General features: G+C 54.0%; 17 protein-coding genes and 1 tRNA gene. 14 read left to right on the top strand and 4 right to left on the bottom strand.

Going from position 1 to position 18,638, the window contains the following annotated elements:
• Positions 1-144: 144 nt before the first annotated feature.
• The 3 genes from kdsA to OCA8868_RS15910 all read left to right on the top strand — a co-directional run bounded on the left by kdsA (position 145) and on the right by OCA8868_RS15910 (position 2,511).
• Positions 145-978, top strand: a complete 834-nt coding sequence (kdsA, locus tag OCA8868_RS15920; protein WP_093997575.1) for a 3-deoxy-8-phosphooctulonate synthase — start codon at positions 145-147, stop codon at positions 976-978.
• A 70-nt stretch (positions 979-1,048) separates the two neighbouring features.
• Positions 1,049-2,374: a mechanosensitive ion channel domain-containing protein gene (locus tag OCA8868_RS15915; RefSeq protein ID WP_093997574.1), complete on the top strand. Its 1,326-nt coding sequence runs from the start codon at positions 1,049-1,051 to the stop codon at positions 2,372-2,374.
• Between the two features lie 62 nt (positions 2,375-2,436).
• Positions 2,437-2,511 (top strand) — tRNA-Gln (locus OCA8868_RS15910).
• A gap of 325 nt (positions 2,512-2,836) precedes the next feature.
• Here OCA8868_RS15910 and OCA8868_RS16710 read toward each other — a convergent pair.
• Complete coding sequence (locus OCA8868_RS16710) at positions 2,837-3,013, bottom strand: hypothetical protein (RefSeq protein WP_179214880.1); 177 nt, start codon at positions 3,011-3,013, stop codon at positions 2,837-2,839.
• 34 nt (positions 3,014-3,047) lie between these two features.
• Positions 3,048-3,230 carry a hypothetical protein gene (locus OCA8868_RS15905; RefSeq protein ID WP_093997598.1) on the bottom strand — a complete coding sequence of 61 codons (183 nt, stop codon included), beginning with the start codon at positions 3,228-3,230 and terminating at the stop codon, positions 3,048-3,050.
• Positions 3,231-3,614: 384 nt separating this feature from the next.
• Between OCA8868_RS15905 and OCA8868_RS15900 the strand changes: the two genes are divergently transcribed.
• From OCA8868_RS15900 to OCA8868_RS15865, 8 genes are all read left to right on the top strand, one after another.
• Positions 3,615-4,103 (top strand): hypothetical protein, encoded by a 489-nt coding sequence (locus tag OCA8868_RS15900; protein ID WP_093997573.1) that lies wholly within the window; start codon positions 3,615-3,617, stop codon positions 4,101-4,103.
• A gap of 599 nt (positions 4,104-4,702) precedes the next feature.
• A complete protein-coding gene (locus OCA8868_RS15895; protein ID WP_093997572.1) occupies positions 4,703-5,734 on the top strand; it encodes a LacI family DNA-binding transcriptional regulator in 1,032 nt (343 codons plus the stop codon).
• Positions 5,735-5,850: 116 nt separating this feature from the next.
• Positions 5,851-7,131 carry an ABC transporter substrate-binding protein gene (locus OCA8868_RS15890; protein WP_093997571.1) on the top strand — a complete coding sequence of 427 codons (1,281 nt, stop codon included), beginning with the start codon at positions 5,851-5,853 and terminating at the stop codon, positions 7,129-7,131.
• Positions 7,132-7,289: 158 nt separating this feature from the next.
• Positions 7,290-8,228, top strand: coding sequence for a carbohydrate ABC transporter permease (locus OCA8868_RS15885; RefSeq protein WP_093997570.1), 939 nt, complete (start codon positions 7,290-7,292; stop codon positions 8,226-8,228).
• Positions 8,229-8,240: 12 nt separating this feature from the next.
• Positions 8,241-9,074 carry a carbohydrate ABC transporter permease gene (locus tag OCA8868_RS15880; RefSeq protein ID WP_093997569.1) on the top strand — a complete coding sequence of 278 codons (834 nt, stop codon included), beginning with the start codon at positions 8,241-8,243 and terminating at the stop codon, positions 9,072-9,074.
• A gap of 9 nt (positions 9,075-9,083) precedes the next feature.
• Positions 9,084-10,088, top strand: coding sequence for an ABC transporter ATP-binding protein (locus OCA8868_RS15875; RefSeq protein WP_093997568.1), 1,005 nt, complete (start codon positions 9,084-9,086; stop codon positions 10,086-10,088).
• A complete protein-coding gene (locus OCA8868_RS15870; protein ID WP_093997567.1) occupies positions 10,085-10,858 on the top strand; it encodes an L-iditol 2-dehydrogenase in 774 nt (257 codons plus the stop codon). Before OCA8868_RS15875 ends, OCA8868_RS15870 begins: the two co-directional genes overlap by 4 nt.
• The gene (locus OCA8868_RS15865) at positions 10,858-12,354 is read left to right on the top strand and encodes a mannitol dehydrogenase family protein (RefSeq protein WP_093997566.1); all 1,497 of its coding nucleotides are present in this window, start codon (positions 10,858-10,860) and stop codon (positions 12,352-12,354) included. The genes OCA8868_RS15870 and OCA8868_RS15865 overlap by 1 nt, the downstream gene beginning before the upstream one ends.
• A 478-nt stretch (positions 12,355-12,832) precedes the next feature.
• Here OCA8868_RS15865 and OCA8868_RS15860 read toward each other — a convergent pair whose 3' ends face one another.
• Positions 12,833-14,608: a beta-N-acetylhexosaminidase gene (locus OCA8868_RS15860; RefSeq protein ID WP_093997565.1), complete on the bottom strand. Its 1,776-nt coding sequence runs from the start codon at positions 14,606-14,608 to the stop codon at positions 12,833-12,835.
• A gap of 1 nt (position 14,609) precedes the next feature.
• On the bottom strand, positions 14,610-15,365 hold the full coding sequence (locus OCA8868_RS15855; protein ID WP_093997564.1) for a GntR family transcriptional regulator: 756 nt from the start codon (positions 15,363-15,365) through the stop codon (positions 14,610-14,612).
• A gap of 218 nt (positions 15,366-15,583) precedes the next feature.
• Between OCA8868_RS15855 and OCA8868_RS15850 the strand changes: the two genes are divergently transcribed.
• The 3 genes from OCA8868_RS15850 to OCA8868_RS15840 are packed head-to-tail and all read left to right on the top strand — an operon-like array spanning position 15,584 to position 18,613.
• Positions 15,584-16,528 carry a carbohydrate ABC transporter permease gene (locus OCA8868_RS15850; protein ID WP_179214879.1) on the top strand — a complete coding sequence of 315 codons (945 nt, stop codon included), beginning with the start codon at positions 15,584-15,586 and terminating at the stop codon, positions 16,526-16,528.
• A 1-nt stretch (position 16,529) separates the two neighbouring features.
• A complete protein-coding gene (locus OCA8868_RS15845) occupies positions 16,530-17,372 on the top strand; it encodes a carbohydrate ABC transporter permease (protein WP_093997562.1) in 843 nt (280 codons plus the stop codon).
• 41 nt (positions 17,373-17,413) lie between these two features.
• The gene (locus OCA8868_RS15840; RefSeq protein ID WP_093997561.1) at positions 17,414-18,613 is read left to right on the top strand and encodes an ABC transporter substrate-binding protein; all 1,200 of its coding nucleotides are present in this window, start codon (positions 17,414-17,416) and stop codon (positions 18,611-18,613) included.
• The last annotated feature ends 25 nt before the right edge of the window (positions 18,614-18,638 follow it).

Raw genomic sequence — 18,638 nt, 5'->3', positions numbered from 1 at the left:
AGATGGAAACCAGTGAAGAGCATATCCATAGGAATGCAGAGCTCGAGATAATCATGCTCGAGGAATACTTTAAGCAGATTGACTGCGCGACGGCCAAGCAATCGACGTCACGATGGTCAATCAACAGACACGGATGGCTATAAGATGAAAGATGTTAAGATCGGGTCGATTACGGCCTCCAACGACCGCCCGTTGACGGTTATCGCCGGGCCATGTCAGCTCGAAAGCCTTGATCACGCCCGTATGATCGCAAGCGAAATGGCGCGCGTTTGCGACGCTAACGGCGCGCAATTTGTATTCAAAGGAAGCTACGACAAAGCAAACCGCACGTCTCTTTCGGGCAAACGTGGCCTAGGGTTGGACGAAGGTTTGGCGATCCATGCCGCCATCAAGGCAGAGTTTGGTTGCCCTGTTTTGACAGACATCCACACCGCCGAACAATGTGCACCTGTCGCCGAAGTGGTCGATATTCTTCAAATTCCAGCGTTTTTGTGCCGCCAAACAGACCTGTTGATTGCCGCGGGTGAAACCGGTGCAGTTGTGAATGTCAAAAAAGGCCAATTTCTCGCGCCGTGGGATATGGCCAATGTGGTCGGCAAAATCGAATCCACGGGTAATGAGCGCATTATGCTGACCGAACGCGGAGTGTCTTTTGGTTATAATGCGCTGGTAGCCGATATGCGTTCGCTACCGGAAATGATGAAAACGGGTTATCCCGTTGTAATGGACGCCACCCACGCCGTCGCACAGCCCGGCGGCCTGGGTGGATCAAGCGGCGGACAACGGGAATTCGCCCCCGTGCTGGCTCGCGCCGCTGTTGCGCAAGGCATCGGGGCGGTTTTCCTTGAAACCCACGAAGATCCCGACAATGCCCCATCTGACGGCCCGAACATGATTGCACTATCGGACATGGACAGCGTCATGAAAACGTTGATGGCAATCGATGCCGTCGCAAAGGCCGACCCTATTCGCCTTTAACGCTTGCGCTCTGGTCAGTCAGATTCGAACCGAATAAGGTCGCCGTATTAATTTCAAACGGCGACCTATTATGCATTTTCTTCGCGTTCTCACTTTCCTTGCCCTGCTTCTTCCTGCCCTCCCCATGGCAGCCCAGGAGGCACCATCCGGAACAATCACCACTGAACAAAGCGGTGAAATGGACGCGAACATCGCTGTTCGCATTCGTGAGATCCTTGGTGAATTAGGCAACTACGAAGACGTAACAGTCACAGTGGCCGATGGCGTTGTAACCCTGCGGGGCACCGCAAACTCCCGCAATGAAGCACATGACCTTGACGCGCTTGTGACCCGTGTTGAAGGCGTGGTCGCCATTAAGAACGATGTATCTGAAACCACCGACATTGTACGTCGCCTTGATCCCGCTATTGAACGTTTCATGGGGCGGGTCGAACAACTCCTCATCCAGCTCCCCCTCGCCCTTATCGCGCTTACGGTCTTCCTGATCATCATCTGGATTGGTATGTCAGTGGCCCGCTGGAATAACCCGTGGAACCGCCTTGCGCCAAACGCCTTTATCGCTGACCTTTTCCGCACGATTGTTCGCATCGCATTTGTGATCGCCGGCATTGTCATTGCACTGGACATCATGAACGCAACGGCACTGCTGTCGACCATCCTCGGCGCCGCGGGCCTCATTGGTTTGGCGATTGGTTTTGCGGTGCGCGATACTGTTGAGAACTTCATCGCCTCTGTAATGCTGTCCATTCGCCAGCCGTTCCGCCCGAACGATGTTGTGGAAATCAACGGCGACCAAGGCAAAGTCATCCGTCTAACCAGCCGCGCGACCATTTTACTGAGCTTCGATGGCAACCACATCCGCATCCCCAACGCGACGGTTTTCAAAAGCCGGATCATCAACTTCAGCCAAAACCGCGAACGCCGCTTTATGTTTACGATAGGCGTCGACAGCAGCGCGGACCTGGGCGCGACACGCGAACTAGCGGTTAAAACAACCCAAGACCTTCCCTTTGTCCTGGGCGAACCCACGGCAAATGCTTGGATCGGAAATATCACGGATTCAGGCGTCGAAATCGTGGTTGTCGGTTGGATCGACCAAATCGAAACCTCAATGAGCTTGGCCCGTGGTGAGGCCCTTCGGCTTGTCAAACGCGCCATTGAGGCCTCCGGCGTAGCGCTCCCGAATACGACTTATACTTTGCAGATAGATAGCACCGCCCCCTCAATGGATGAAACGTCTGCCACAAGCGCGCCTAAGCAACCAGCGATTCAGGAAAGTGCTAAAGTAGCTGTTGTGAATGCCGAAGCCGAAGGCGCACTTGACCGTATGATTGACGCCGAGCGCGAGGAATCCGACGGCGAAGACCTGCTGCGCGATGACGCCGCAAAGGAATAGCAATTTAGCGATTTTTCAGGGTTGATCCCCTGTCAGGATTTGCGTATCACCCACCTCGCTGATGGGGTGTAGCCAAGTGGTAAGGCAACGCTTTTTGGTAGCGTGCACCGTAGGTTCGAATCCTACCACCCCAGCCAGCTTTCTTCTGACATTGTAAGTGACGCGAGTAGCCGTCCACAGGGTTCCTCCGGCTGTCAGAATGCCCCAGTAAATGCCCCAGTCGGGTTTAACGGGTGTTGTCTGAGGGTGCTGGAGCCCCAAGATTGCTCAAGGGGGCCCTGCCACGGTCTAGAGCAGATCGTAGTCGACACCGTTAGCCCAGTAGTCCCAGTCGTCTCGCTTGTTATCAGCCGCTGATCCCTCGATCAGGCACGCAGCGTTCGTTATGGCATCGGTGACGAACGACTACATCCTCTCTCAGAGTGGCCCGATTTACCACGCAGTAGACGAACCTCGCAGAGGCTACCTGTCGCCCCCGAAACCGCGTCTTTGGCCGCCGTTGAGTGGGCAAAACCCAGCATCCGTCGGCGTCCTCCGATGACCGTTGGCGGAGGGTGGAAACGCTACGGCCTCAGGGTAGTTGCGACGAAAGATCCACGTTTGATCCTTCAAATAGGCATACTTAATGCGAGCAGACATACGTCTCCTCCTTTCAGATTTGGTGATGTTGGGGCTACTTCAGAACGTACTTGATCAGTTCGAGCGAGGGCTCGCCGTACTGTCCTACAAGTGATCCCGTGAGGGCCATTCCAGTCACACAGTCGTCTTCAACTGAGTGGATCTGGAAGCGGTGTTCGGGAACGTCATCGAAGGATTTGATCACAACGATGGTTCCGGGTTGCAGGTCATCGGACATCGCTACGACATCCATTTGATCAACAGAATGACGAAGAACCAGGTCAGTAGGCTAGACGCGGCACTTGGTTTACGTCCGCGCTTTTCCTGAAACAGAAGGGATTTTATAAAGAATGCTAACATGAGAATACTCCTTTATTGTTCTCATGTTAGATACTTGTTTTCCCTCAGTTTCTTTGTGCTGTTGATGACTCCGTCTTCAGTATTGGAGACACCGGGCGTTGTGCTTGACTGTGTATTATTCTCAGTTCTGGTAACAAGTTACGATGGATGCCTTAGACTCACTATCGCTCACTTCCGGACGCCCGCACCTACCTTAAATTCCAATATTGTGTTCGGCTCGGTGTGATCTAGTATCTTCGGATTTAGTGAGGGATCTTTCGGCATGTCATCAATCAAAAACCAGCGAGCTGCTCTGACGCAGGCAAAGCAAAACGAAGATGCAATGCCACTTGTCTTGTTAGAGGTATTCGGCCTTGGAGGATTTGTAGGTTGGCAAAGTGGGGAGTGGCTAGTCGGATTAGTAGTTGGGGTCACCTTCTTAGTCTTACTTTCGATTCCATATATTCGAGTTTTCGCGGCATTGATTGTTTCTTTGCTCTGGGCAGTCCTTGCTGGAGCCCTCGGTATTGACTTATTCGAGCTCTCTGAAAGCTCAGCGGTCGTCGTTGGTATCTTGGCGTTTGTAATTTCGCTTTCGGCTCATTTTGGATTCATCACGTGGTCTAAAGATATTGATGCAAAGGATCAGGACCCTTCTGGCTCTCCCGCCGAGAGGAAAGAGGAAAAGGAGTGCCCCGACTGTGCAGAGTGGATCAAGAAAAAGGCTCTTAAATGCCGTTTCTGTGGACATGACTTCCGAACTTCGACCTGATCCTCCTACGCCACCAACAAGCACAGCACCACCACACCACACGCACCAGCCCCTCCACCAATCCGCCCCGAGACAAACCCGCCAGCATCGACCCACAGTGCTCACCACTGATGGCTGACAGAGAGACCGTGGGCAGGTTGAAGGCTGATAGCGATTGAGGGCGACCGTGGGCGCAGTGAGTTGCAATTTCGAAATCCGACACCCTTGGCACCCGTTCTGCCCCAGAAAGTGCCCCAGTTGTTGGCTGGCTTCGGCTAAGGGAAAGAAAAGAAACGACTAGCTAGGTTTCCTACCACCCCAGCCAGCCTTTCCCAATTGAACAAGACCCGTACTAGAGCTTCCAGTCTTCCACTGATGCATCCGCTGCTCGCGCAGCGTTTTGGCACCTATCACGGAGTTATGAAGTGATGCCATTGGTAAAGCTAAACAGGATTTTGGGCACTTCTACGAGACGCTACGTGCTACTTATTCTCTGCAATGGTTAGCCGTAATCGGCAAGATATTAATTTACGCGCGGAAATGATTAACTTTACAGAATTCAAACTTCCAGACATCCTCGGAAATTAAGGAAAACGACTCCGCAACAGAGGGATTCGGCAATGACGGGTCAGAAGATCAAGAACATGGAAGACTTTGCCGCGGTGAGCGGGATATCCCGCCCGACGATTTCAAAGTACTTCAACGATCCCGAAAGCGTTCGCCAGTCCACCCGCAAGAAGATCGAAGAGGCGTTAGAGAAACATAACTATCGGCCTAACATTTATGCCGTCAATCAGAACAGGCGCCAGACAAAGAACATTGGCTTGGTTGTTCCAAACCTGACGGACCCCTTCTTTGCCGAGATTGCGCGTACGATCGAAGGGCTTATTGTTGAAGCAGGATTCAACCCACTCCTCCTCAGTTCCCACGGCGGGCCGGACCAAGAGATCGCCAACCTTGACAGCTTGCGCGCGATCAAGCCAGCGGGCGTTTTGTTGGCGCCGCTTGGCCGGGCATCGCTGGACAAACAGATTGCAGAGTTCACACGCGAAGTTCCAACCGTCCTGTTTGACGCTAACCTAGAAGACTTAGGCGAGGCCTTCTTTGGTTCGGACAACCACCAAAGTGTCGGCTTGATCGTTGACTACCTTTGCCGGTCCGGTGAGCCGCCTGTCTTTTTTGAACTCAAAACGCCTATCAACCCAAACGCCTACAAACGGCGTTCGGCCTATATTGCTGCTATGGAACGGTTGGGGCATGAACCGCAGTTGATCCAGGTTGATGGCCAAGGCTGGAATTTTGAGGAAATCGGGTTTCGCGAAGGTGGGCGGGTTCTGAACAGCGGGCAGCTTTTAACGAATACGGTGCTGTGCTCAAACGACAGGATCGCGATTGGACTTCTTTCTGCGGCATTTGAGAGCGGTATCAAGGTTGGACGGGATGATGGCGCGGCTCTCCGGATTGCGGGCCATGATGACCACCCATTCTCTCGTTTCACCTGTCCGAGCCTGACGACAGTGTCACAAGACTACGATGCGATTTCCGCAAGTAGCGTTGAAGCGATTCTGTCCATGATCAGCTCGGGGGTACGCATTGAAGCGCGTAAGGAAACCCTGTTCGAAGGCAAGTTAGTGATGCGGGGGTCAGCGTAACCTGCTAACAAAAAAGACAAATTCTTAATGTTTGCGCGCGTAAATTTTATGATTGACGCGAAGCAACGAGGATTGCTACCGTCGTTCCACAACATCCAATCTAGGGAGGAACCCGGATGTCTTTTAAGAATGCACTTTGTGCGGCAAGCACAATTGCCCTCATGGCAGGCTCTTCTGCGACAGCAGAAAGCCTGACAATCGCGATCGTGAACAACGGTCACATGATCAACATGCAAACAGTTGCAGAAGCCTACACCGCTGAAACCGGTGTCGAGCTGAACTGGGTGTCGCTGGAAGAAGGCGTTCTGCGCGAGCAGGTTACGTCCGACACAGCAACCGGTGGTGGTCAGTACGACATCATCAACATCGGCATGCAGGAAGCTCCTATCTGGGGTGCTGCAGGCTGGATTGAGCCACTCGAGTTCGGCGCTGACTACGACGTGGACGACATTCTGCCAGCCATGCGTGAAGGTTTGTCCCACGACGGCACACTTTACGCAGCACCGTTCTACGGTGAGTCCTCGATGGTTATGTACCGCAAGGACCTAACGGATGCTGCTGGTGTAACAATCGCTGACAACGACAGCTGGGACAACGTAATGGCGGCTGCTGCTGCGATGCACGACCCAGACAACGGCGTTTACGGTGCATGTTTGCGCGGTAAGCCAGGTTGGGGCGACAACATGGCGTTCATCACAACTGTAGTGAACTCCTTTGGTGGCGCATGGTTTGATGCAGACTACCGTCCACAGCTCGACTCCACTGAGTGGAATGCTGCGATCAATTTCTACGTTGAGCTGCTGGGTTCATATGGCCCTCCCGGATCCGAAGGTAACTCCTTCAACGAGATCCTGGCTCTTTATAACGAAGGCAAGTGTGGCCTGTGGATCGATGCTACAATCGCTGCCTCCTTCCTTGAAGTCGACGGTGTTGCATACGCGCAGTCGCCAAACGCTGGTAACCCGGTTGGTGCGAACTGGCTGTGGGCATGGGCCATGGCAATTCCTGCCGGTTCCCCTAACGCTGAAGCCGCTTCAGACTTCATCGAGTGGGCAACGTCCAAAGACTACGTTCAGGCTGTAGGCAACCACCCAGACTTCGGTTGGGGTTCTGTTCCAACTGGTCAGCGTGCGTCTACATACGCAATTCCTGAGTTCCAGGCCGCTGCTGCATTCGCGGACGCTGAAATGGCAGCCATCGAATCTGCTGCTCCTGGCGCAACTGATCTGAAGCCATATGTTGGTGTTCAGTTCGCTGCGATCCCTGAGTTCCCAGAGGTTGGTTCCGCTGTTGCACAGGAAATGGCCGCTGCACTATCCGGTGCCAAGTCTGTAGAAGATGCTCTGGCCGCTGCTCAGGCTGCTGCTGAAGCGATCATGACAGAAGCTGGCTACTAATAGCCTTCGGAAAGACCCGGTTCCGCCGGGTCTTTCCACTCCCCTATTTTTCTTTCGCTTGTTTAGTTGTTTCAACCCAGCGACACTCAACACCTTGAATTCGTAGCTTCACCATTACGAGCAAAGCGCAAAAGCCGTTTTGCCGGGAGGACAGAATTATGCCAGACAGAAAGCTTCCCCGTCTCCTTCAAGCACCAGCGGTTCTGCTGCTCTTGGTTTGGATGCTGGTCCCACTTGGGATGACATTGTATTTCTCGTTCATTCGATACGTATTGAACAACCTTCGCCACCCTGAATGGACAACACCTAGCCCAAGCAACTGGCGCGGTTTTGGCAACTATCAATTCGTTCTGAACTCTAAGGATTTCTTGCTCGCCATTCAGAACAGCCTGTTCATCGTGTGTAGCATTTTGTTCCTGACGGTCACTCTGGGCATCCTCATCGCGGTGCTGATCAACAAGGCCTTTCCGGGCCAAGGTATTGTTCGGGTCCTTTTGATTTCACCCTTCTTTGTCATGCCAGCGGTCAACGCGGTGCTTTGGATCAACATGATCCTCGACCCTGTCCTCGGCCTTCAAGGGATCGCAGTTTCGGGAATAAATGATGTTGTAGACGGACTGAGACAAGCACCCGTCTTGGGCAGTTTCTTCTCACTCTGGCCAGAGTTCGAGCCGATCTCATTCCGCGCAACGCAGACATCAGCTATCGCCGTGATCATGATGGTGACATGGCAATGGACACCCTTTGCGGTCCTGATTTTCATGACCTCGCTTCAGTCCGAGGATCAGCAGCAAAAAGAAGCGGCTGTTCTGGACGGTGCTGGCACCTGGTCACAGTTCCGCTTCCTCACCCTGCCGCATCTGGGCCGACCGATTGCGATTGTGGTGATGATCCAAGCGATTTTTCACCTGTCGCTCTATGCGGAAATCGAAATCGTTAGTCGCGGTAACGGCAACAAGAACCTGCCTTACCTAATCGGTGAATTCGCCAACAACAACATCGGCGCTGCCAGTGCTACGGGCATTTTCGCAGTCATCCTTGCCAACATCGTCGCGATCTTCTTGCTGCGCGCGGTTGGCAAGACATTGATGGAATAGGAAGGATAACTCATGGCAATCGTTGCACAATCCTCGAAATTCAGCACCTACGGGCGGCCAATATTGGCCTGGGGTGTTGGGCTGCTTTTCTTCTTTCCAATCTTCTGGATGATCCTGACAAGCTTCAAAACAGATGCCGACGCGGTAAAGCCGGAGCACCTGATCTTCTTCACGCCGACGCTCGAGAACTATCTCAACATGACACAGAACTACGACTATTGGCGGTTCGCTCGCAATTCGGTCATCACCGCTGTAAGCGCAACAGTGTTTACCCTGTTCGTCAGTATCCCAGCGGCCTATGCGATGGCGTTCAACCCCACGAGACGCACAAAAGACGTTTTGATGTGGATGTTGTCGACCAAGATGCTTCCGGCGGCGGCGGTGCTGTACCCGATGATCTTCCTTGCGAAAGGCATCGGGCTGTATGACACCCACATCTTGGTCATCGCCGTGCTGAGCCTGATCAACCTTCCCATCGCGATCTGGATGCTATTCACCTACTTTAAGGAAATCCCCAAGGATATCATCGAAGCCGGCAAGATGGACGGCGTCAACACATGGGGTGAGATCAAGGAAATCCTGATACCGCTGGCATGGGGTGGCATCGCCTCAACAGCGCTTCTAATCTTCATCTTTTGCTGGAACGAAGCCTATTGGACGGTACGACTTACAACGGTCGACGCGGCGACGCTTTCCAAACTAATCGAAGGTAACCGAGCCCCGGAAGGTCTGTTCTTTGGACGTCTTTCCGCTGTCTCAACCGCAGCCGTCGGGCCCATCGTTGTGCTTGGGTGGTTCTGTCAAAAACAACTTGTCCAAGGCTTGACCTTCGGCGCAGTGAAATAAGGAAAGACCATGGGACGTATTGTACTAGATCAAGTGTCAAAGTGCTTTGGCGACGTGGAGGTTATTCCACCACTAGACCTGACTATCGAAGACGGAGAGTTTGCGGTCTTTGTTGGCCCGTCAGGCTGCGGTAAATCCACACTTCTGCGAATGATCGCAGGGCTTGAGGATCTGACTTCGGGGGCCATCGCGATTGATGGCGAAGACGTCACCGAGGTGCCGCCTTCTAAGCGGGGTCTGGCGATGGTGTTCCAGTCCTATGCGCTTTACCCGCATATGACTGTGCGCAAGAATATAGGCTTTCCGCTTCGTATGGAGAAGATGGGTCAGGCTGAGATCGACAAACGAGTGGAAACAGCGTCACAGTCACTGAACTTGACCGACTATTTGGATCGCAAGCCTGGACAACTGTCCGGCGGCCAACGCCAAAGGGTTGCCATCGGTCGCGCCATTGTGCGTGATCCGTCAGCCTTCTTGTTTGACGAGCCGTTGTCGAACCTTGATGCCGCTTTGCGTGTCGGCATGCGTCTTGAAATCAGCGAAATGCACGCGCGCATGAAAACGACCATGATCTATGTAACTCACGATCAAGTCGAAGCGATGACCATGGCCGACAAGATTGTTGTGCTTCAAGCTGGTGTGATTGAGCAGGTCGGTTCGCCGCTTGACCTGTATCACAAGCCGCAGAACGTCTTTGTTGCGGGCTTTATCGGCTCTCCGAAGATGAACCTGTTTTCGGGGCCAGAGGCGGCTAAGCACGGTGCCCACACGATCGGCATTCGCCCAGAACATACTGACGTCAATACGACGGATGGCATGTGGGAAGGGCGCGTTGGCGTCGCTGAACACTTGGGGTCTGACACGTTTATCCACATCCATGACACCGGTCTTGCCGATATGCTTACCGTGCGCATCACCGGCGATATCGCAGTGAAGCATGGAGATAAGATTTTCCTGACACCACAGGCCGACCAGATCCATAAATTCGACGCGCAAGGATTACGGATCGAATGAAACGCTTGGACGGTAAATCCGCGCTGATTACAGGGGCCGCCCGGGGGATCGGACTGGCGTTCGCCAAGGCCTATGTGGCCGAAGGCGCGCGGGTTGCTATTGCTGACATCAATATTGATCGCGCTCGTCAAGCGGCGGCCGAGATGGGTCAGGCGGCCGTTGCCATCGAACTGGATGTCACCGACCAGGCCAGCATCGACGCGGCACTCGAGTCGGCCGTCCAACAGCTTGGCCAGATTGATATTCTGATCAATAACGCTGCGGTGTTCACTGCCGCCCCGATTGTTGAAATCACACGTGAGGACTACACGCGGGCGTTTGACGTCAACCTCGCCGGGCCCTTATTCACTCTTCAGGCCGTCGCGCGCCACATGATCAAACGTGGCATCAAAGGCAAAATCATCAACATGGCCAGTCAAGCTGGACGCCGTGGAGAACCCCTTGTTGCGGTCTATTGCGCGAGCAAGGCTGCGGTGATCAGTCTGACCCAATCTGCAGGTCTGAACCTCATCCAACACGGGATCAACGTGAACGCAATTGCCCCCGGGGTCGTGGACGGAGATCACTGGGACGGCGTCGACGCCTTCTTTGCCAAATACGAGGGCAAGGCCGCTGGACAGAAGAAGAAGGAAGTTGGCGCTAGCGTTCCATTTGGACGAATGGCACGGGCCGAAGACCTAACTGGGATGGCAGTGTTCCTCGCCTCTGAAGAGGCCGACTACATCGTCGCGCAAACGTACAATGTCGATGGCGGGAACTGGATGAGTTGATGGAAGAGTTACTGCAGGAAACCGATCTCATGAAACTGAGCAACTCGACCCTTGATAGGCTCCCTGAGGGCGTGTTGCGCCCGCAATACGACCGCACGCAGCTGAAGCCCGGGATTGTTCATATCGGCCTTGGGAATTTTCACCGCGCCCATCAGGCATGGTATCTGCACCGCCTGATGCAACAGGGTCTCGCGCTGGACTGGGCGATTATCGGGGCCGGTGTACGCCCATATGATACCATCATGCGGGAAAAATTTCTCGCTCAGGATTGCCTGACAACTCTGATCGAGCTGGACCCATCCTCGAGCACTGCAGAAGTTATCGGCTCAATGATCGACTACCTGCCAATCGAGAAGGGCAACGGCCCCCTTATCGAGCGCATGGCCCAGCCGGACATCCGGATTGTCGCGATGACCGTGACGGAAGGCGGGTACTTCATCGACCCTGCCACAAAAGGATTTGACCAAACGCACCCTGACATCGTTTACGACAGTCAGAACCCGAGCACGCCCCGCACCGCTTTTGGCGCAATCGTCGAAGCGCTCCGTCTTCGTCGCGCGGACGAAACCGGACCCTTCACGTGCCAGTGTTGCGACAATTTACTGGGCAATGGGGACGTGTTGCGCCAGACCGTTGTATCCTTGGCGCGATTATCCGACCCTGAGCTGGCAGACTGGATTGATAGCAACTGTTCTTTTCCGAACGCTATGGTTGACAGCATCGTTCCTGCAACGGGGCCAAACGAACTGGCCTTGGTACGCGAATTGGGAATTGAAGATAACGTCCCAGTGACACATGAAAACTTCCGCCAATGGATCATCAAAGATGACTTCTGTGCCGGTCGACCCGATTGGGACAAAGTGGGCGCAACATTCACCAATGATGTGCATAGCTACGAAGCGATGAAAATCCGCATCCTGAACGGTGGGCACCAGGTGGTTTCGGTGCCAGCTGAGGTGTTGTCCGTCGGTACGATTGCAGACTGCATGTCGCATGATCTAATCGGCCGCCTGTTCACCAAAGTCGCGACAGAAGAGATCGCCCCATTGGTTCAGCCCGTTTCAGGGATGACGCCGAAAGATTATGTTTCACTGATCCATGCTAGGTTCTCAAACCCGAAGATCGTTGACACCGCACGCCGCGTAGCCTTTGACGGGTCATCCCGCCATCCCGGATTCATCCTACCGTCGATCCGCGAAGGTTTGGCCAATGGCACGCCCATCGCTGGGCTTGCTCTGGTCGAGGCTGCATGGGCGCGCATGTGCGAAGGCACGCGCGAAGACGGCAGCACGATAGAGCCCAACGATCCGTTTTGGACTGTTTTGAACGAAAGCGCCAAGGCCGCCCGGAAGGACCCTAGCGCTTGGCTTGAGATGCGCCAGATCTACGGGGATCTTGTGGATGCCCCCCGATTTGCAGACAGCTTCGCCCACTGGCTTGGTTTGATCTGGGATAACGGGTTAGAAGCCGCGTTGTCTTCCTATCTTGACGCCTAGGGCGCTCCTCAAATTCAGTTTTGGGTGAAGCCCAGTGCATCCTTATCCAGTCAGTAAGGAAACGCCATGATCCTAGGTTGCGGAGAAGCCCTTATCGATATCATCCCGGACGTAACAATTCAGGGCCCTGACGGCTAGCATTTCTACAACGACTGAAGGCGTCAACGCGCTTTATTTTGGCGGCATCTGCCTTGCCTGTGAACCAGAGGGCGAAGACCACTAGAGCGCTTGAGTCGTGATGGTTGCCCCCAACATCCGTCCGAACCTCATCAACGATGAAAACAAATTTCACGACCGCATCGAACAGCTACTGCGGCTGGCCGACATTGCCAGAGTCTCCGACGAGGACTTGAACTGGATCTTTCAGACACCGGGCCAGATTGAAAGTAAAGTAACACAATTACAAGGTCTTGGGCCTTCAATTATAATTTTGACCCGCGGCAGCTTGGGCGCTCATGCGTGGCTGACAGATGGGCGCTCAGACAAAGCGTCCTGCATCATTCAGGTTGTAATGTGGCACGAGAATATTCAGAGTTTCTGGTTTCGGCCGATCTACTTGCCAAGCCATCATTGCAAGGCCCAACATTCGTGGCATCAACATTGGCCACATCTGGGAATCTTGCGTGGTGAACTCGGACCAAAAGGCGCCTTGGACGCCAATAATCCGGTCAGATAATACCGGATCCGGAACTGGGTCCCACGAAATCGTATCGGGTAGATCAACAAAAGCAGCCCAGTTTGCCCCCCAATCATCAAGCGCGTCGGTGTGGGCCATATCGAAGTATAGATTTTGCGCAGGTGTCATCACCACATCATATCCTGCTCGCGCAGCCTCAAGGCCTGGGCCTTGCCCAGTCCAACTGAACAGGATCGCGTTGTTTCCAATTCCCCCATTGCGCCCTTGTGCGGCTTCCTCCCATGCTGCGGGTCGATATCCCTTACTGGCTGCGTAGCTGGCAAGTCTGGCGATGGTCCAGCCCTGCAAATCTTGTGTCGTCTTTAACTCGTGTTCAGCCATGAGTGCGCGGGCCCGTGGGCTACCCTTCCATGTATTCTCTGGCAGCTCATCACATCCAAGATGCAAATGCCCGAAGGGAAACAGTGCACCAATTTCATCAACGATGGCCTCGAGAACCTCCCAAGTTTTCGGCATTGCCGGGTTCAAGGCATTCCTTTGGTATCCTTGGACAGATGTTTCTAGACCATTATCATCCGGGTCGCGGGTATCAGGGTAGACTTCAGTAAGACCCAAGGCGTGCGCCGGTGCTTCGATCTCGGGCAGTACCTCGATATTCAGCGCTTTAGCATGCGCGATAATGGCACGTACGGTCTCTTGTGAATAAGCCCCCCCTTGTACAGGTGCGCCTGCAAAGATCGCTGGCAAAAGTTGGCCTTCACCACGCAACTTCAGTTTCTGTGAAAGCTCTGGGAGGCTCTCAAGTTCGATCCTGAATGCCTCGTCATCGGCAAAGTGCCAATGAAACCGGTTCAGTTTCAGCATCGCCATTACATCGAGCAAGGCCCGTATTGATTCAGGCTGATAGTAGTGCCGCGCCGTATCAAGATGCTGGCCACGCCATGAGAACCTTGGTGCGTCGTAGATCTCACCACACGGGAGCGGCCCTTCCCGCAACAGAGTAAGCAGCGTGACACCCGCGTAGAATTGCCCCCCAAAGGAGGATGCAGCGATCGTCACACCATCATTGTCGATCACGAGCCGGTATGCGTCTACGGGTAGATCCTCATTCAATATTGCGACCGGATGCGCACCGCGAAATGCTAACCCTTGCCGGTCGGCCAATGCAGCGACCGCGTTGAGAGCATCGCCCGAAACAACAAAGCCATCAACTGCAACCGTTTCGCCGGTTGCTTTCCAATTTTGGGGTTGAGGGACGATTGGCAACAGGTCGTGATCCGGTACATCGCCACGCTCCGGCACATGACGACCTAATTCTGTAGCGGGCAGAGCGATCACATTATCGCCAACACGCAAATAGGGTCCAAGGGGCATCCAAGCGCGGTTTGCCGGAAGAAAGCCGCCTGCATACTTAATCGCGATCTTATGAGGCGTATCCGCGGATAGGTTGGGCAACGCAATTTCTGTGTAGCTGCCTAATGCGCGACTCAGCGTGCCGACTTCCACGGGATGCAGTGGTGACATGCCGGAGAAACAAAACACCGCCTCGTCCAGCGCGCGATCCGGGGTAATGGTGCAAATCAAGAGCTCGCCCGCGATGCGACAATCATACTGCATATCAATCCAATCGTAGTTCAGAAACGAAGTCGTAGGCATCCGAGCGATAAAACCCACTGGTGAATTCAATCGGCCGCCCCGACGCGAGAAAGGCTGTGCGTTCTATCTGAAGAACGGCCGCGCCTTCCGTCAGGTCGAGGTGTTTAGCCACGGGCGCCGGCGCGTTTACGGCTGTAACGCGCTGGATCGCGCGGACTGGCGCATTGCTGCGGGCGCGCAGTAATTCATATAACGAAAGCCCGATCTTGTCGGGGCGGGGGAGTATATCCTCAGGTAAAGTCGAATGCTCCAATGCCATGGGAACGCCATCACCACGCCGTAAGCGGTGAACCCGCGCAACTTGATGATGGGAAGAAAGACCCAATACCGTGGCCTCTGTCGGCGTCGGGCGGAAGACGCCCGTCAACAACACTTCACTGGTCGAAACAATGCCGCGCGCTTGCAGGTTTTCCGTGAATGACACAAGAGATGAGAGCGATTGCTCGAACCGTTCACCGCCACCGCGCACAAAGGATCCAGCGCCTTGACGCTGCTCGATTAGCCCGTCCGCCACCAGATCGGCGATGGCTTTGCGCACTGTGACACGGCTAATTTTTGCGATTTCAGCAATGTCGCGTTCAGATGGCAGTTGATCATCAGTAAGCAGCGAGCCTGACGCAACCAACCCGCTGATATGACGGCAAAGCTGCTTGTAACGCGGCCCGCGGCCTTGTTGATACCAAGTGCCTTGGTCAAATTCGATCAAGAAGTCCGCCATCCCGCCATCCGTCGCTGCTGTTGGGCGGTGGTATCAAAAAGAAATACCAATGGAAACTATTTTTACCGCCTACCTAGCTCGAAATACTCCTAATAGTATGTTTTAGCGTGTATTTTTGCAGGTAGTTACTTTTGGTATTAAAGTGGTAGCAAAGATCAAAATTCGCGATAGGGTAATTGTGAAAGATCGATTCGAGATCGTTCATGCGGGGGGAAAAGATGACTGAAGCAACACACGCGACAGGCCAAGAAGCTGAGTCTTCTGTCGCCAAGAAAAAGGCAAAGACGCTATCTGAGCCTGTGTTTGCTTGGCTGTTGATCGGCCCAGCGATGCTATTCATTGCTGTAATTGTGGCTTGGCCACTCGCCGAAACGATCCGTCTTTCATTCATGGAAGCAGGCCTTGGTGGCGAAGAATATGTCGGGCTCGCCAATTACCAAGACCTCGCCGATAGCCGTAAGTTCCATCAAACGATCGTGCGGACCTTCTATTGGATGTTTTTGTCGGTTGGACTGAAGCTGATACTTGGTCTTATTGGCGCAACGCTTTTGAACGCCGCTGTGCCGGGGCGCGGACTGTTCCGGGTTTTGGTAATGCCCCCTTGGATCATTCCCATGGCAATTGGCATGATTGGCTGGCTCTGGTTGTACAACGGGTATTTCGGCGTCCTGTCTGGCACGATGATGTCACTCGGCATTACGGATGGGCCTTTCGAATTCCTCGCCTACAAGCAATCGGCATTTTACTCGGCGGTCGTCGCTGACGTCTGGGTTGGCACACCGATGGTGACCCTGTTCTTTCTGGCAGCCATGCAGGGCGTAAGTCGCGACCTATATGAGGCCGCGTGGGTAGACGGCGCTGGCCGTTGGTACCGCTTCCGACGCATCACAATCCCGCAGATCATGCCGGTCATCGTGTCTATGTCGCTCTTGTCTGCGATTTTCACTTTCAACAGCTTCGAGATCATCTGGATCTTGACCGAAGGCGGGCCACGAGCCGCCACCACCACGCTTATCGTTGACACCTACAAGACAGCCATCGGCAACTTCAAATTCGGCGAAGGTTCGGCGCGCGCAGTTATAATCGTGTTCCTGCTCGGGGTGTTCTCAATTCTCTACCTTCAGGTGCTGAAAATCGTGAACCGCAAATACGGGACCAAATAAGATGATGGATAAGTATACAAAGCTGCAGATGGTCGGCATCTACGCCGCGATCACGGTCTTCCTGATCTTCATCCTGCTGCCCTTTTTTGAGATGTTCATGGCATCCTTGCGCCCATTAGAGCACCTTTTCCGCAGTCCCTATCAGTTCTGGTCAGAGGACTTCAGCTTTCAGGCCTACAGCGACATGTGGGAAACCGTACCGCTGCTCGGGCGTTATATCTTCAACTCGGTCTTCATCGCCTTTTCTGTAACTTTCCTGACGATGATTTTCGTGGTGCCAGCTGCCTATGCCTATGCCCGTCTCGAGTTTCCGTTCAAGAACGCAACGTTGGCTATATTCCTCGGTGTGAACATGTTCACCGGTGCTGTGTTACTGATCCCGCTTTACCGTGTGCTGCGCACGATGGGTCTGCTCAATACCTATTGGGCTATGATTGTGCCCGGTGTCGCCTTCCTGATCCCTACGGGTATCTGGTTGCTGCGTTCCTATTTGGAAAAAATTCCCAAAGAGCTGGAAGAAGCCGCTTTCGTGGATGGCGCGTCCCGCATGTATACTCTTCGACGCGTGGTTCTGCCGCTGGCGACACCTGGCCTGATCGTCGTCGGCACCGCCGTGTTCATCGGCGCCTATGCCCAGCAATTCCTGTTCGCGATTACATTCAACCAGCAACGTGAGTTGCAACCCCTGCCCGCCGGTCTATTCGAGTTCATCGGCTATCAGGATGTCACATGGAACCAGATGATGGCTGCAGCCCTAACTGGCATCCTTCCGGTCCTACTCATCTTCTTGTTCCTGCAAAAGTATCTCGTAGCAGGCCTCACGGCCGGCGCGGTCAAAGAATAACCAACGCACTAACCAGACTACCAACAAAGGGAGACTACCAAATGAAACTTATGAACCTAACAATGGGCGCGCTGCTGCTTTCGGGCACTGCTATGTCAGCACAGGCAGAAGAGTTGCACTTTATCATGTGCGGCGGCGAAGTCCGCGAAGCCGATCAGGCTGTTGTTGATCAATTCGAAGCCGACCACGACGGCGTGACGGTAAACCTCGAGGCTGTGCCGTGGGGTACATGTCAGGACAAGTCACTGACGCTGGCTGCTGCGGGTGATCCACCTTCCATCGCATACATGGGCTCACGCACATTGCGTCAGTTGGCCAACAATGACCTGATTGTTGCAGCCGACATTCAAGAGGACGTGATCTACCAAGACGGCGTTCTGAACACAGTGACAATTGAAGGCACACAGTGGGGCTACCCGCATGCGTTTTCGACCAAGGCTCTCTATATCAACTGTGATATCGTCGAAGAGTCCGGACAGGAATGTGTTGCTCCAACAACTTGGGCCGAGATGTCCGCTATGGCGCAAGGTGTTGTCGACAATACAGATGCCGCAGGCGTTGGCCTCGCCGGTAAAGATTTCGACAACACAATGCACCAATTCCTGAACTACCTCTATTCAAACGGTGGCGTGGTGATCGATCCCGTGACGGGCGAAAACATGCTCGACAGCCAGCAGACACGCGAAACGCTTGAGTTCTACGGCAGCCTCGTTGCGGTTGCTCAGGAAGGCCCGACCGCTTGGGAACGCGACCAGCTGAAAGACCTGTTCAACGATGGTCAGATCGCAATGTATGTTCAGGGTCCTTGGGGTCACGGACAGCACAACGAGGACATCAACCAGCTGGTTGCGCCTGTCCCTGCTGGCCCATCCGGTGAAAGCGGCACAATCCTGATCACAGACTCGATCGTTGTATTCAAAGGATCCGGCCATGAAGAATTGGCGCATGATCTTGCCCAGCGGATTACGTCCGGTGACAGTCAGTACGACCTCGACAGCTCTTGGGGTCTGACACCAATCCTTGATTACGAAGCGATGGGCATGACTGACGTTTACTACAAAGATGGTATCTGGCCAAACTTCACAGCGACGATCTCTACAGGTGGCCCAGAGCCGCTTCTGGAAGACTTCAAATCGCTGCAGTCCGTATTCACGAACATGATCCAAGGCATCATTCTTGAAGATGACACCGTGGACAACCTTGTGACTATCGCCGGCGAAGAGCTCGAAGAAGCGCTTTAAAAACAACTCCCTTCCCCGGGCTGCC

This window comes from Octadecabacter ascidiaceicola (assembly GCF_900185015.1).
In the GTDB taxonomy this organism is placed as follows: domain Bacteria; phylum Pseudomonadota; class Alphaproteobacteria; order Rhodobacterales; family Rhodobacteraceae; genus Octadecabacter; species Octadecabacter ascidiaceicola.
The sequence above is the reverse complement of the archived record's forward strand: the minus strand, read 5'-3'. Positions and strand labels throughout refer to the sequence as shown.